This is a genomic window from Mycolicibacterium sp. MU0053, from assembly GCF_963378095.1.
GTDB lineage: Bacteria > Actinomycetota > Actinomycetes > Mycobacteriales > Mycobacteriaceae > Mycobacterium > Mycobacterium burgundiense.
Genome location: NZ_OY726397.1, coordinates 4,102,858 through 4,117,696, shown reverse-complemented (window position 1 = coordinate 4,117,696; position 14,839 = coordinate 4,102,858). Strand labels below are relative to the sequence as shown.

The 14,839-nt window shown below is 68.3% G+C and carries 14 protein-coding genes; 3 read left to right on the top strand and 11 right to left on the bottom strand.

What is annotated here, in order from left to right; all coding sequences use genetic code 11:
• The first annotated feature begins 12 nt into the window (after nucleotides 1-12).
• Both grcC1 and htpX read left to right on the top strand, forming a co-directional pair.
• Nucleotides 13-1,020: a nonaprenyl/(2E,6E)-farnesyl/geranylgeranyl diphosphat synthase gene (gene grcC1 / locus RCP80_RS19555; protein ID WP_308479252.1), complete on the top strand. Its 1,008-nt coding sequence runs from the start codon at nucleotides 13-15 to the stop codon at nucleotides 1,018-1,020.
• 72 nt (nucleotides 1,021-1,092) lie between these two features.
• Nucleotides 1,093-1,998: a zinc metalloprotease HtpX gene (htpX, locus tag RCP80_RS19550; protein WP_308479251.1), complete on the top strand. Its 906-nt coding sequence runs from the start codon at nucleotides 1,093-1,095 to the stop codon at nucleotides 1,996-1,998.
• A gap of 7 nt (nucleotides 1,999-2,005) precedes the next feature.
• Here htpX and RCP80_RS19545 read toward each other — a convergent pair whose 3' ends face one another.
• The 11 genes from RCP80_RS19545 to RCP80_RS19495 all read right to left on the bottom strand — a co-directional run bounded on the left by RCP80_RS19545 (nucleotide 2,006) and on the right by RCP80_RS19495 (nucleotide 14,176).
• Complete coding sequence (locus RCP80_RS19545; protein ID WP_308479250.1) at nucleotides 2,006-2,794, bottom strand: DUF3298 domain-containing protein; 789 nt, start codon at nucleotides 2,792-2,794, stop codon at nucleotides 2,006-2,008.
• 17 nt (nucleotides 2,795-2,811) lie between these two features.
• Nucleotides 2,812-3,432, bottom strand: a complete 621-nt coding sequence (locus RCP80_RS19540) for an Rv1363c family protein (protein ID WP_308479249.1) — start codon at nucleotides 3,430-3,432, stop codon at nucleotides 2,812-2,814.
• A 26-nt stretch (nucleotides 3,433-3,458) separates the two neighbouring features.
• Nucleotides 3,459-4,712 (bottom strand): MlaD family protein, encoded by a 1,254-nt coding sequence (locus RCP80_RS19535; RefSeq protein ID WP_308479248.1) that lies wholly within the window; start codon nucleotides 4,710-4,712, stop codon nucleotides 3,459-3,461.
• The gene (locus RCP80_RS19530) at nucleotides 4,709-5,974 is read right to left on the bottom strand and encodes an MlaD family protein (RefSeq protein ID WP_308479247.1); all 1,266 of its coding nucleotides are present in this window, start codon (nucleotides 5,972-5,974) and stop codon (nucleotides 4,709-4,711) included. The genes RCP80_RS19535 and RCP80_RS19530 overlap by 4 nt, the downstream gene beginning before the upstream one ends.
• On the bottom strand, nucleotides 5,971-7,089 hold the full coding sequence (locus RCP80_RS19525; protein WP_308479246.1) for an MCE family protein: 1,119 nt from the start codon (nucleotides 7,087-7,089) through the stop codon (nucleotides 5,971-5,973). Before RCP80_RS19525 ends, RCP80_RS19530 begins: the two co-directional genes overlap by 4 nt.
• Nucleotides 7,086-8,132: an MCE family protein gene (locus RCP80_RS19520; protein ID WP_308479245.1), complete on the bottom strand. Its 1,047-nt coding sequence runs from the start codon at nucleotides 8,130-8,132 to the stop codon at nucleotides 7,086-7,088. Before RCP80_RS19520 ends, RCP80_RS19525 begins: the two co-directional genes overlap by 4 nt.
• Complete coding sequence (locus tag RCP80_RS19515) at nucleotides 8,125-9,180, bottom strand: MCE family protein (protein ID WP_308479244.1); 1,056 nt, start codon at nucleotides 9,178-9,180, stop codon at nucleotides 8,125-8,127. Before RCP80_RS19515 ends, RCP80_RS19520 begins: the two co-directional genes overlap by 8 nt.
• Entirely contained in the window at nucleotides 9,177-10,778 is a 1,602-nt protein-coding gene (locus RCP80_RS19510) for an MlaD family protein (RefSeq protein ID WP_308479242.1), read from the bottom strand. Before RCP80_RS19510 ends, RCP80_RS19515 begins: the two co-directional genes overlap by 4 nt.
• Nucleotides 10,779-11,636, bottom strand: a complete 858-nt coding sequence (locus RCP80_RS19505; RefSeq protein WP_308479241.1) for an MlaE family ABC transporter permease — start codon at nucleotides 11,634-11,636, stop codon at nucleotides 10,779-10,781. It lies immediately after the preceding gene.
• Between the two features lies 1 nt (nucleotide 11,637).
• Nucleotides 11,638-12,399, bottom strand: coding sequence for an MlaE family ABC transporter permease (locus tag RCP80_RS19500; protein WP_373693382.1), 762 nt, complete (start codon nucleotides 12,397-12,399; stop codon nucleotides 11,638-11,640).
• Nucleotides 12,400-12,883: 484 nt separating this feature from the next.
• Nucleotides 12,884-14,176: a PE-PPE domain-containing protein gene (locus RCP80_RS19495; protein ID WP_308479240.1), complete on the bottom strand. Its 1,293-nt coding sequence runs from the start codon at nucleotides 14,174-14,176 to the stop codon at nucleotides 12,884-12,886.
• A gap of 127 nt (nucleotides 14,177-14,303) precedes the next feature.
• On the opposite strand from RCP80_RS19495, the gene RCP80_RS19490 reads away from it, so the two are divergent.
• Entirely contained in the window at nucleotides 14,304-14,837 is a 534-nt protein-coding gene (locus tag RCP80_RS19490) for a hypothetical protein (protein ID WP_308479239.1), read from the top strand.
• Nucleotides 14,838-14,839 lie beyond the last annotated feature (2 nt).

The window sequence follows — 14,839 nt, the reverse complement described above, 5'->3', positions numbered from 1 at the left end:
TATGTTGGACGCATGAGAACGCCGGCGAGCGTGGTTGCGGGGGTGGACTTCGGGGACCCCGAATTCGCCCGAAGTGTTCGCGACGGAGTCACCCAGATCGAGCAGTTGATGGAGGCCGAACTCGGCCGGGCCGACAGCCTGATGTCCGAGGCGGTCCAGCACCTGTTCCTGGCCGGCGGGAAGCGGTTCCGGCCGTTGTTCACGGTGCTGGCGGCCGCCCTGGGGCCCCGCCCGGACGCCACCGAGGTCACCATCGCCGGCGCGGTGATCGAGATGGTCCATCTGGCGACGCTCTATCACGACGACGTGATGGACGATGCGCAGGTGCGCCGCGGGGCGCCCAGCGCCAACGCGCGGTGGAGCAACAACATCGCGATCCTGGCCGGCGACTACCTCTTTGCCACGGCGTCGCGGCTGGTCTCGCGGCTGGGCCCGGACGCGGTGCTGGTGATCGCCGACACCTTTGCCGAACTGGTCACCGGTCAGATGCGGGAGACCCGCGGCGCGGTCGAGGACACCGACCCCATCGAGCACTACCTGAAGGTGGTGTACGAGAAGACCGCATGCCTGATCTCGGCCTCCGGCCGGTTCGGCGCGACGTTCTCCGGCGCCTCGGCGGACCAGATCGAGCGCCTGGCGCGCCTGGGCGGTCAGGTGGGCATGGTCTTCCAGATCTCCGACGACATCATCGACATCGACAGCGACCCCGACGAGTCGGGCAAGCTGCCGGGCACCGACCTGCGCGAGGGCGTGCACACGCTGCCGGTGCTCTATGCGCTGCGCGACGACGGGCCCGAGGCGGCCCGGCTGCGGGAGTTGCTCACCGGCCCGGTCGAGGACGAGGCCGTGCTGGCCGAGGCACTGGCGCTGCTGCGGGTGTCCCCGGGGATGGTCCGGGCCAAGGAGACCGTCCGGGACTACGCCCAGCAAGCGCTGGCCGAACTCGAGCAGCTACCCGATGTCCCGGGCCGCCACGCACTGGCGTCGCTGGTGGATTACACGGTGAACCGAGACGGGTAGTTCCGGTTCACGGAACTTCGATGCCTCGGTTGTCGTTTAATCAGCTGACAGTGCTCATGTAGGAGGACATTGATGACCTGGCATCCGACCGGTAACCGGATCAAGACCTTTGTGCTCTTGGTCGGCTTCTCGGCGTTGATCATGTTCATCGGGGCGTTGTTCACGCAGTCGACGGGTTCGACGATCTGGCTGTGGATCGCCCTGCTGTTCGCGTTGGGCACGAACGCCTACACGTATTTCAACAGCGACAAGCTGGCGCTGCGGGCCATGCACGCGGTGCCGGTCACCGAGGTGCAGGCCCCGGTGATGTACCGGATCGTTCGCGAACTCGCGACGACCGCGCACCAGCCGATGCCGCGGCTCTACGTCTCGGACACCGCGAATCCGAACGCCTTTGCCACCGGCCGGAATCCGCGCAATGCTGCGGTGTGCTGCACCACCGGGATCCTCAACATCCTCGACGAGCGTGAGTTGCGCGCGGTGCTCGGTCACGAACTGTCGCATGTCTACAACCGCGACATCCTGATCTCGTGCGTCGCCGGCGCCATGGCCTCGGTGATCACCGCGATGGCCAACTTCGCGTTCTTCGCCAACATGTTCGGCGGCAACCGCCAGGGCGGCGGCGGAAACATCTTCGCGCTGCTGCTGATTCAGCTGCTCGGCCCGATCGCGGCCACCGTGGTGCGGATGGCCGTTTCGCGCTCCCGCGAATTCCAGGCCGACCAGTCCGGCGCCGAACTGACCGGCGACCCGCTGGCGCTCGCCTCGGCGTTGCGCAAGATCTCCGGCGGCATCGAGCAGGCGCCGTTGCCACCGGACCCGAAGCTGGCCGATCAGGCGCATCTGATGATCGCCAGCCCGTTCCGTGCCGGGGAGAAGATCGGCAAGCTGTTCTCGACGCACCCGCCGATGGCCGAGCGGATCAAGCGGCTCGAGGACATGGCGGGCCGGGGCGGTCTTCGTCCCGGGGGTTACTGAAAAGCCGTCAGCTGCCCCCGAATTCGGGCCGTAGCACCGGCCCCAGCGCGGCCAGCGGGATGTGCGCCTGCACGGTGCCGCCGTCCATCGCCCACTGCATGACCCCCGGCGTGAAGTCGGTCGGGGAGTCCCGCGCCACCGGATAGTCGGGCATGTAGAGCACGAGTTCGTCGGGGGTCAGGGCCCACGCCTTGTACCCGCCCGAGTAGACCTTGTCGGGCGTCCAACGATCCGCGATGAACGGATAGCTGCCGGGCTGGTGCGGCGGCGGCGCCTGATCCAAGGCGGTCACCACGAACGGATGCGCCAGCGGCGGAATCGCCACCAACGGGTCCAGGCCCGGCTTCACCAGGTCCGCCAGCGCCAACTGACGGCCGCCCGCGAGGTCGAAGGTGAAGGTGCGGTAGGCGTTGTTGAAGTCGGGTCCGTCGGCGTGATACGTCTCCCGGAACACCACCGAGGTGACATCGCCGCGGCGGAAGACCTGGTAGTTGCCCTCACCGAAGCTGTCGGCGAACATCTTCGCCCCCACCCGCCGCCAGTTGCCCACCAGCGTCGCGAGGTAGTCGCGCAGCACCGGGCCGGCGACGGGATCGTCGATGAGTTCGGCGGGAATCGCGACCTTGATTTCGCGCGTCGCCTGCTGCTCCGAGACCACCTGGGCGCGGCAGTATTGGCCGTCCCAGTGGCCCTGCAACTCCGCGCAGAACGGTGCCGGTGCCGCGGCCGCCGACGGCGCGGTCAGCACGGCCGCGGCCGTCACGACGGCCGCCGCCAGGCCGGATCGGATGCCCATGTCGATCACCCGCGCACTCAGGGCAGCTCGACTTTGCTTGCCCGCCAACGTCCGTCGACCAGCTCCATGGTCATCTTGATCCGGCTGCGGTCCAGGCGCGGATCCGGAACGGCGGTGTTGGACACCGACTGGTCGACGAACAGCAGCACCACGGCCTGATCCCGCGAGGCCGACTGCACCGCCGACTCCACCACGACGCCGTGGGCGGTGGCCTTGTTGTCGATCAGCAGCTGTCGCAGCTGCGTGCTGGACTGCGAGTACATGTCCTTGAACTCGCCGGTGGCGCCGTCGAGCACCTGGTCGAAGTTCTCGTCGACCATCTCGGAGTCGATGCTGGTCAGCACCTGGGCGTAGGACACCGCCGCCTCCTGCGCCTGCCGGCCGGCGTCGGCCGCGCTGCTGAGCGCCCACAGCTTCCAGCCCAGGAACCCGGCGACGCCCAGCGCCGCGACCAGAACCAGCGCGGTCGCACCGAGCAGCAACCGGCGCCGGTTCGACGGCGCGGCCGCGGTCTCCTCGGGGGCGTCGCTGACCTCCTCCTCGGGCACGTCCGTCGCCTCAGCGGTGTCTGTCGGCTCAGCGGGCGCGGTCGCGTCGTCGGGATCGGTGTCGGAATTCTTGTCGGTGGTCACCGTCACAGCGTCTCCTTCGCAACTGTTCATCGTCAACGTGGGGGTTCGAACGGCAGCGGCGGCCCGCCGTACGGCGTCGGAATCGAGTACCGGCCCCGCGGCGTCGGATCGGTGGTCCTGCCGAGGTCGGCGCCGGCCGGGGGGCCGGCCCCGTTGTCCACTTCGGCCGGCCTCGGAGCGTTCTTGGCGCCGCGCACCAGGACTCCGGGGTGGTCGTCGCGGCAGTAGGTGTACATGAAGGGTTCGGCGAAATCGGCGGCGGCCGGCGACCGCCGCGGGGTGCCGTAATCACACGCATACCGGGTGTAGATGTCGGCGGTGGCCCACAGCCCGTTGTCATGCATGACGCTGCCGAGCGCATCCAGCACCGAGGTGCGGTGGGTGGGGAACAGCGCGTGCAATGCGGGCACCCGCAGATACAGCAGTCGCGAGGTGGTGGTCAGGTTGCCGAGCAGCTGCACCATGGTGTCGGAGTTGTCGGCCAACAGATTGTCGACCGAGCCCAACGCGTCCGGTGCCTGGTCGGTGAGGCGCCGGAAGCCCTCCCGCATGCTGCTGATCCCCGCCAGCGTCTGGTCGAGATTGTCTGCGGCGACATCGATTCCGGCGTTCTTGTCGGCCACCATGGTCAGCACCACGCGACTGGTGCGCAGCACGCTGGTGGTCTCGGGCAGTACCGAGTCCAGCGTCGAGAGCAGGAAGGTTCCGCCGTCGACGATGTCGGCCAGCTTCTGCGGTCCGGCCTTGCTCAGGCTCAGCTCGCGCTTGATGAGTTCGATCTTGCCGGTGTCGACCTGGGCCAGCGCCCCGTCGGCGTTGGCCAGCAGTTCGGCCAGGCTGACCGGCACGGTGGCGCGGCCCTGGGTGACGACGCTGCCGTCCTGCAGGAACGGACCGGCCTCGGATTCGGCCGCGAAGTCGATGTACTGCTCGCCGGCCGGGGACAACCCCGACACCCGAACAGCGCTGGATTCCGGTATCTGGACCGTCGATTTCACGGTGACCACGGCGTTGACGCCGGCCGGGGTGATGTCGAGGCGCTCGACCCGCCCGACCGGCACCCCGCGCACTGTCACGTCCTGATTGGGCAGCAGCCCCGCGGATTCGGGAAGTTCGACCGTGAGCCGGTAGCTCGACGCGAACGGGTTGACCCGAAGCGCACCGAGCAGCAGATAGGCGGTGGCCACCACCAGGGTGAGGATCAGCGCGCACGTCGACAGCCACGCGCGTTTGCGGTGACCGGCGCGCGCCACGCCGACGAGCCCGTCGGCCACAGCGCCGATCACCGTGGCGCCTCGGCGTTCTGGGGCGGACCGGGCAGGGGCGCCTCTGGGCCCGGGGGCGGCGGTGGCGCCTCGGGGAGAGTCGGGGCCACCACAAGTTGGCCCGGTTCGGTCGGACTCGGCAGCACCGGCACCTGCGGAACCTCGGGGCCCTTGCCGACGATGCGCTCCTGCAGGCGCCACAGCGTGTACTTGAACGAACCGACCAGTTGTTCCCAGTTATAGCGTTTGGGGCCGTGCAGGCCCACATCGCCGGTGAACCCGATGTCCGGTATCGAACCCAGGACCAGGCGGTCGATGCTGGCCCGGGTGGCCAGCGAATTGCCGGAGGTGCCCTTGATCAGGGGCGGCATCAGGCGGTTGAGCGAGCGCAGCGTGGCATCGGGGGCGACCACCAGGTCATTCCAGGATGCGGCGATCTGGTTGGCGTCGGCGATGACGCTGCGTCCGCTGGTGTCGGTGCCCGCGATCGACGGGAACTTCTTGAGCTGGTCGGTGGTAGCGCCGACCTGTTGAACCAGATCGGCGATTCCGGTGGTGTGTTGGGCCAGGGTGTTGGCGGCGGGGCCGGCCTCGGTCATCAGCTCTCCGAGGGCGTCGTTCTTGGTCTCGATCTGCGCCACCAGGTTGTTGGTCTCGGACACCGCGGTGGCGATCTCGTCGGATCGGGCGTTGAGCTTGCCCAGGGTCCGGTTGGTCTTGTCGATCAGGGCGCCGAAGGCCTGGCCCTGATCGCCGGTGGCCTTGCCGAGACCGTTGATGATGTTGGTGAAGCTGCGCACCGCACCACCGTTGACCAGGATTGCCGCCGAACCGAGCACGGACTCGACGGTGGCGGCCGAGGCCGTGGAGTCGATGTCGATGACGTCGCCGTCGCCGAGCAGCGGCGCGCTCGGTTCGACGGTGGCGGGCGGCCGCACCGAGATGAACACATCGCCCAGCGGCGTCGCGGAACGCAGTTCGGCGGTGGTCCCCTCCGGCAGTCGGACGCCGTCCATGATCCGCAGCGTGGCCACCGCGGTGTAGTCGCGGGCCTGCATCGATTCCATCTGCCCCACGTCGGCGCCGGCGAGTTTCACCTTGGCGTCGGCGGGCAGGTTGAGCGCATTGCCGAACACCGCGGTCACCGTGTACCCCCCGGATCCCACTCCTGGTGCCGGCAGTGGCAGGCTGCTCAAACCCTCTGTCGCACAACCTGAGAGCCCGAGCCCGGCGGTGAGCACCAGGGGCAGCACATAGCGCGGTCTGGTGCGCGGCGCCGTCATTTCTGTCCCATCGCCGCGAGGCCGTCCAGCATGTAGGACAGCCCGAAGTCCGGGCCGAAGTCCTGCATTGTTCCGGTGCTGCAACCGAGTTGGCGCAGGCCCATCATGTTGCAGACCTCCTTGATCGTCTGGGTGTCGAACAGCACCTTGTCGACCAGCACATTCGCCCGGGCCGCCCCGTTCTGCTGGTCGATGACGTTGTAGATGTTGTCCAGGGTCAACGGCCCGAGGTCGAGGAACTCGGCGAGGTCGCGCCGATGCTCCACGGTGGTGATCAACGCGGTGTCGCCGTTGGCGACAATCTGCTTGATGGCCTCGCGGTGGGTGTCGAGAACCTCGCTGACCTGTTTGATGACGTCGTCGATCTTCTTGCCGGTGGTCCCGGTCCCGAGGTTCTCGTCGGCGAGGATCTGGCTGAGCGCGCGCACCGACGAGCCGAACTCGCGCAGCGTGGCGTCGTTGTCGGCGGCGGCTTGCAGCAGCGAACTCAGGTTGCGGATGATGGTGGTCAGCTGATCGCGGGTGACTTCGCCGCGATCGGCGCTGAGCCGCAGCGCATTCGAGAGTTCGCCGAGCGCGTCCTTCATCAGCTGCCCGTTGCCGTCGGCGATGGCGGCGCTGGCGTCGACGACCGCGGCCAGCGGTCCGTTGCCCTGACCGTCGCCGCGCAGCGATCCTGCCATCTTGTCCAAAACATCGAGCACGCGCGCGAATTCGACCGGTGTCTTGGTCCGCTCGCGGTCGATCGTGGCGTTGTTCTCGAGGGTGGGACCGCCGGTGTAGGCCGGGGTCAGTTCGATCTGGCGGTCGGTCAGGATCGAGTTGGAGATCGTGACAGCCTGTACGTCGGCGGGGATCGCGACGTCGGAGTCCACCGTGAACTCGACCTCGACGTAACTGCCCTTCGGGGTGATCTTGGCGACCTGGCCCACCGGCATTCCCAGCACCGCCACCGTGTTGCCCTCGTAGAGGCCCGCGGCGCTGTCGAACTGCGCGGTGACGTTGATGGTGTTCATCCGCTCGTGGAGGTACCACCAGCCCGCACCCGCGACGACGAGCGCGGCCAGGGCGACGGCGGCGAGCAGGGCGATGAGTTTGCTTCGGGCGCTGATCATTCGCAGTCCTGGTAGTACTGGATCATGCCGAACTGTTCGGCGCGGCCGCTGATTGCGCACATCCAGGAATCGATCAGCAGGCCGCCGGGGGCGAAGAGACTGGCGGCGTTGCCCGACCCGGTGGCGTTGGCGATGCCGCGCAGGGCCACCGGCCCGGACTGCAGGATGCTGCGCAGCAGGTCGTCATGCTGGGCGAGCATGTCGGTCAGTTCCCGGATGTCCTGCAGCAGGGCCTCCAACTCCGGGCGGTCGTCGATCGCGATGCCCGAAAGTGTCTCGACGAGGTTGGTCAGGCCGGCCATCATCGCGCGGAAGGAGTCCCGCCGTGCGACGAACTCGCCGACCAGGCTGTTGCCCTGATTCACCAGGCTGCCCAGCGTCGACTGCTGCCGACGCAGCGTGTTGGTCACCGTCTCGGTGGTCTGGAGCAGCGACCCGAGTTGATCGCGGCGTTCGGCGATGATGGTCGACAGCGTGTGGGTGTTCTGCATGGCCTGCGGCACGATGGCCGGTAGTGACTCCATCTGCTGACCGAGAATGCCGAGGGTCTCGGCGAACTTGTCGGAGTCGACCTGTTCGAAGGTGGTGGTGACGTCGGCCAGCGCTTCCTGCAGGTCGTACGGGACCTCGGTGTGCTCCAGGTCGAAGGTGTTGTCCGGCAACGTTCCCGGACCGGCGGGGTGCAGCGCCAGGTAGCGCGAACCTAGGATGGTGGTGATCATGATGGTGGCCCGGGAGTGCGCGCCGAACTCGATGTCGTCGCGCACCTTCAATTCGGCCACCACGTGATCTCCGGCCAGCTTCATACCCGTGACCTCGCCGACGGGGATACCGGCGATCGTGATCGGGTTGCCCGCCCGCAGCGCCGCGGCCTGCTGGAACTTCGCGGTGTAGTGCCGGTGGCCGACGTCGGCGAGTTTGACCGCCATCAGCGCGCCGATCAAAACCGCGACGACGGCGACCGCGATGACGCCGAGCACGGTCTTGTTCCAGTCCTCGATCGGGCGGCGCCACTTCCGCTGTTTCGGTGTGCTCTCAGCCATGTTCGGTGATCCTGCATCTCGGGGTGTACTGGGTTCCGTCCCCGCGGGAGGCGGCGTCGACGATGATCGGCACCACGTCGTTGAGGCCGGGGAAGAAGCCGGTGAGGTTCAGGTCGCAGATGTAGGTGTTGACGTAGGCGCCCTCGCCGGTGATGCGGGCGAAACCCTTCAGCAGCAGCGGCAGATTGGCGCCGGTGTAGGCCAACTGCGGTTCGATGCTGACCAGGTGCTGGGCGAAACCGGGCTGGCGGACCACGAGTTCCTTCAGCGGCGGGTACACCTCGTCGGAGATGGTCGACAGCTGCCGCACCACCGCCGAGATCGACCCCATCGACTCCACCAGTTCGGGGCGGCGGGCGTCGAATGTGCCGACCATGGAGCGGGTTTCGCCGATCACCTCATCGAGGGTGTCATTGTGCTGGGCCAGGTTGCCGACCACCGAGTTGAGATCAGTGATGACCGCGCCGAGTTCCTGGTCGCGACCGGCGAACGAGTCGGTGAGTTGGGCGGTCTGGTCGACCAGGGCGGCGATCGAGCCCTGATCGCCCTGCAGCGACTCGATGACGCCCTTGGTGAGGCTGTCGGCGTCACGCGGATTGAGCAGGCTGAACAGTGGCTCGTAACCGTTGAGCAGCCTGCCGACGTCGAACGACGGGTCGGTGCGTTCGACCGGGATCACGCTGCCGGGCGGCAGCGGGTCCGGCTCTCCGAGCGTGCCCAACGACAGCCCGAGGTAGCGCTGTCCGACGATGTTCTGGTAGATCACCGAGGCCACCGTGGTACCGAGCACCTGCTGATCGGCTTGCACGACGAACGACACTTTGGCCTTGTCGCCCTGCAGTTCAATCTTTTCGACGCGGCCGACCCGGACACCCGCCATGCGGACGTCGTCACCCTCGCGCAGACCGAAGACATCGGAGATCACGGCCGCGTACGGCACGGTGCTGCCGGCGACATCCCGGCGCAGGGTCACATAGACCAGCCACGTCAACGTGAGCGCCACCACCATGAACAACGACAATCCGATGAGCGCGCCGCGTTCCTTCATCGCGAACCTCCCTCCGGGGGTTGGCCATTGACCGTCACGGTGGTGCCCCGCGCCAAGGGTCCGAGCAGCAGCTGGGTCGCCGAGGTCGCGGGCTGCCCGGTGACGAGGCTGAGCTGGTTGCGTTCTTGCTCGCCGCCGACGGGGCCGACGTTGCCGCCGAAGGACGCGGGGGCGGCTTCGGCGGAGAACCCGGGCGCGGGTGCCGGCGCGGGCGGCGGGGGCGATCCCGGCTTGGGGGCCACCGGGGCCGGCGGCGACAGCCGTACCGGCGGCGGCGGGGTGGGGATCAGGGCGGGGTTGGCGGAGCCGGGCACCGGCGGCGACGGGTTCAGCCCTGGCGGCAGCGGCGGGTTGGGGTCGGCGAGGCTGGGGTTCTGGTTGACGTAGGGCGGGCCGACCGCGACGAGATTGCCGTGGGCCCCCAGGACGGTCCCGGGCGGCGGCGCCAGATCCTTGGGTGGCTGATAGTTCTGCGGCAGCAGCACATCCGGCAGCTCCGGGCGGGTGGGCACCAGCGGTGCGGTGAAACAGCTGGGGCCCTTGAGTTCTCCGTACTGCGGGCAGTCGGTCCTGGTGTAGCTGTAGGACGGGGTCAACGACAGGTTCACCCGCATGTTCCCGATGCCCAGGTCCGGCATGTACACCTCGTCGAAGTACTTGTCGGCCAGGCCGTTCAACTTCAGGAACGCGGGCTCGAAGTGATGCGCGGTGTCGGCCACCGCGCCGAGGACCGGAGTCAGGTTGCCGGTGATGTTCACCATGCGGTCGGAGTGATTGTTCAGTGCGGTGTGCGTGGTGCCCACGGTGTGCAGGCCGGCCTCGAGTAGCTCCGTCAGCTGCGCGCGCTGCTCGACCAGCGTCTGCATCGGCTCCACGGCCTGGTGCAGGGCGTCCACCAGTTCCGGCGCCGTGCTCTGTAGGCCGCGGGCGGCGTCGGTCAGCGCCGAGACCGTGGTGGGCCCGGGCTCGGTCGCGACGATTGCGTCCAGCTCGTCCATGAGCCGGTTGAGCTGGGCCCCGGCGGTCAGCAGTCCGGTGCGGCGGTTCTCGGTGGCGGCGTTCACCGCGGCCAACAGACCGATTGTCTGATCCTCGCGCCCGCGCCCGGTGGCGGCCAGGACGTCGCGCAGCTTGCTGATGGTCGTCTGGAACAGCACCGTCGGCAGTCCGGTGTCCTCCGGGATCTGAGCGCCGGCCTGAATCGGCGGCGCCGCGCCACGGTCGACGAGTTGCACGGACGACACCGCGAAGACGTTGCTGGGCACCACCCGGGCCGTGACGGAGGCGGGGATGGACCGGGCGTATTCGGGCTTGAGGTCGATGTCGACGTAGTTCGGATTGCCGTGCGAGGCGGGCGTGACGTCGTTCACCACCCCGACCAGGACACCGTGGTACTTGACGTCGGAGCGCTGCGGCAGGCCGTCACCGACGTTGTTCAGCGCGGCCACCACGCGCACGTGGGGATCGAGGCGTCCGGTTGCCTTGACCACCAGCGCGAGTGAGATCAACGAGGCGACGGCGAGTACGGCCACCCCGCAGATCAGTAGATTCCGTTCGGAGACCCCTCGGCCGTCCGGCTCCCACGCGTTCGCCGCCATCTAACCCCCGAACCTGGCTCCGGCATCGACCGACCACAGCGCCATCGTGAGCAGCATGTTGACGATGATCACCACCGTGATGCTGGCCCGCATGGCGTGGCCGGCCGCGACGCCGACGCCCTCGGGCCCACCCGAGGCATAGAAGCCGTAGTAGCACTGGACCGTCGAGGCGATCCACACGAAGATGATGGCTTTCACCAGCGAGTAGAGAATGTCCTGCCCGGACAGCATCAGCGTGAAGTAGTGCAGGTAGGACCCCGTCGCGCCGCCGCTGATGATCCGCACCACCAACTGGGTGGTCAGGTAGCTGACGGCCAGACACAGCACGTACAGCGGGATCACGGCCACCACCGAGGCCATGAGCCGCGTGGTGACCAGGTAGGGGATGGGACGGATCGCGATGGAGTCCAGCGCGTCGATCTCCTCGGCGATGCGCATCGACCCGAGTTGCGCGGTGAACCGGCACCCCGCCTGGGTGGCAAACGCCAGCGACGCCGCGATGGGCGCCAGTTCCCGGGTGTTCACCAGAGAGGAGATGATGCCGGTCGCCGGGCCCAGGCCCAGCAGGTCCAGGAAGTTGTAGCCCTCGATGCCGACCAGCGCGCCGACCGTGATGCCCAGCACGATCGCGACGCCGGCGGTTCCACCGCCCACGACCAATGAGCCGTTACCCCAGGCGATGTCGGAGACCAGCCGGATGAATTCCTTGCGGTAGTGGCGCAGCGCGACGGGCACCGCGGCCAGCGCGCGGACGAAGAACACCAGCATGTGGCCGAGCCGGATGATCGGAACCGAGGTCCGCCGGTACAGGCGCACCCACGGCGACAGCAGCTTGGGCGTATAGGCCGACGCGGTCACGTCACAGTCCCACTCGCGGGAACATCATGATGTAGAGCTGGCTGATGGCGACGTTGACCACCATCAGGATCAGGATCGATTCGACCACCGCCGCGTTCACCGAGTTGGCCACGCCCGTCGGCCCGCCGACGGTGGCCAGTCCCTTCTGGCAGGACACGATCGCGACGATCGCCCCGAAGATGACGGCCTTGACCAGCGCGACGATCATGTCGCCGGTGGTGGCGAACGACGCGAAGGTGGCCACGAAGCTGCCCGGGGCGCCGTTCTGGAAGTACACGTTGAACAGGTAGCTGGCCAGGAATCCGACGAAGCAGACCACGCCCGTCAGGGCCACGCCGATCATGATCGCGGCGGCGAAGCGCGGCACCACCAGACGCCGGATCACCGAGACGCCCATGACTTCCATCGCATCGGTCTCCTCACGCATCTTGCGGGAGCCGAGGTCGGCGGTGATCGCGGAACCGACGGCGGCGGCCATCAGGATCGCGGCGGTCAACGACGCGGCCTGCCGGATCACCGCGAGCCCGCTGGCGGCGCCGGCCAGCGAGGTGGCACCGACTTGGCCGGCCAGCAGCGCGAACTGGATCGACAGCGTGACCCCGATGGGCAGTGCCACCAGCACCGTCGGCACTACCGCGGTGCCGGCCATGAAGGCGCCCTGCCGGATGAACTCCTGCCATTTGAAGCGTCCGGTGAGCAGGTCCGTGACAAGGTATTGCAGTGTGCGAACACCGAGCACGAACTGGTCGCCGACGGTGGCCAAGGAAGCGAGGGGGTGGCGCCGGGTGTAGCCGGTAACCCAGCTCCACGATGCGGATGCCGGATGGCGTGCCGCGGCTCGGCGAGGCTCCGTCGGCCGGCACAGTCAAGCTTCCTCCCGATCCGTCAGGTCGAACCCAACCGAGACGTTTTTCTGATGACGGTTGTTGTCAACTTCGAGACGGTATCGAAGCCACGCGGATGTGTCTTGGCTTTGGTGAGAATCACGCTACACATATCGGCGGCGATATCCATAGCTCGCGGGTCCCGCGGCGACGGCACGCGCTGCGCTGGGTGCTGCCGGTTGACGTCGCTGCCGCCTTGCTGCGCCGGTGAACACAATCGTCAAAGTGTCGACGAGACCATCAGTGCAGTTGCCGGAAAGCAATGGTCGGGACGGCGCAGCCGCTGCCGTGGGGCACCGGCGGGCGGGCCCAGCATCCTGCCGTGATGCTTACCGCGGTTAACTTATCTGGCTGCGCGGCACGCTACTCGGCGGTGCCCTGGCCGGCGCCGGCGGGATCCGAGGCGCGCTGCCGGCGGTCGTCGGAGGTCTCCTTGGTCGCCGACCGCGGCGCACCGAAGGCCTTCGTGAGCTTTTCCACCGCGCGCTTGGCGGAGATCGGCCGCGGCCGCGGGGGCGTGCGACGCTCGGTCGTCGCGGCGTCGTCCCGGGGGACGAGACCGTGGGTGCGGAACAGCGTGCGGGCGGGCCGGTTCCGCTGGCCTGCTGGATCGGGCCGCAGCGTGTCGATTCCCGCGCGCACGCCGTCGCTGAAGTCGCGGACGAACTTTCGGTTCTCGGCGCGGCTGGGCAGCATGCCCGCCCGTTCCACGGTGCCGGGCCCGGCCAGCGGATCGTTGTCCGGGTAGCCCCAGTCGACGGTCGCCTTCAGCGCGGGTTCGACGGCGTCGGCAATGCGCTCGCCGGCCGCACCGCCGTGGTCGCGCAGCGGCTTGACCAGTGGCAGGCCGGGGGACCGGTAGCCGACGTAGGTGACCCCGTCGACCTTCTCGACGCGCGCGACGGTGCCGTCGACGAAGGTGAAGGTGTAGACGTCGCCCACCCGCTGCACCGTGGTCTCGTCATCCAGTTGGCAGGTCGACTCGCAATCGGCGCCGCGGATGTTGCCCTCGGCGTCCGCCGGCATCACGAGGTCCGCCTGTGTCAACCGTCGATCCGCATAGGCCAGCAACGAGTTTGCGGTCGCGACCGGGTTGAGCACGTACTTGGGTGCGTTGCCGTTGATGTCGTACTCGTAGGCGGTCGAGATCACCACGGCGCCCGGATTCGACGGTGTGGGAACCGGATTGACTCCGATGACCGCGAAAACCGGGTAGCGGGTGCCGAATCCGCCATTCGGGTTGGCGACGTTGTTGTCCAGGACCCAGGTGGTGTCGGTCAGCAACGGGTTGTTCGGATCGGTGGCGTGCAGGTACGACACCAGCAGGCTGGCGTTGGCCGCGCCCCAGCCGGAGGACAGCACGGTGTTGGGATCGGCGGGGTCGGCCCGGGTCGCCTGCGCGAGCGCCCGCCAGATACCGAACGGACCCGTCAGGAAGTTGACGTAGGTGGGGTCCGCGCCGTCCTGGGTGAACTTGCCGCGAAAGAAATCCTCGACGCCGGCACCCGTCGGGTTGGTGGAACTGCCCTCGATGATCAACGCCGCCAGCACCGCGGGAGCGGCGACCGTGGCAAAAGGCGCGGTCACGGTCAGCGCGACGACCGCCGCGCCGACGCCGATGGTCCCACCGATCGAGGACCTCTCTGCCCCGCCCAAAGTCAGCCTCCCCCAGATAATCGACTCAGCTTAAGCGCCGCGGCACGGCCGTGCCGGGTTATGCGCGGGGCGGCCGACCGTTTGTAACGTTCTGCGAGACCGGCACGGAACACCTAGGGTGAGCAACGTGTTGAGCAGAGTCCTTCTGGCCGGAGCCGGTGCGCTTGCGGCGGCCGCCGTCGCGGCGCCGATCACCGCGTCGGGCGAGCCCGCGCCGCCGCCGCCGGTGCCCGACGTCAACGCGTTGCAGTTGGTCAGTCCGGTCGACTACTCGGTGCTGGAGGGCCGGTATTTCGCCTGGTCCACCGCCGACGGGTTGTCGTGCGCCTTCGACCGCAACAGCGGCGCCTACGGGTGCAGCGGGCCGATCCCGGCCGCCCCGGGCGGCGCGAACGTGGTCAGCGGCGGCGCCGTCGGCGCCCCGGGCTTTGCCTCGTCGGCCCGGCCGATCTTCGAAGGGTTGGGCGCGCTCAAGGACCTGCCGGCCAACACCCGGATCAGCTTTCGCACCGTCAGTTGCACCACGGACGGGGCGGCGACCACCATGTGCGTCAACGCCCAGGATCAGTCCGGATTCGTGCTGACCCCGTCGGGCAGCTTTGTGTTGAACCACAATCCGTTGGTGGCCCGTCCCGAGGGCACCAACCCGTATGCGAACTGAGC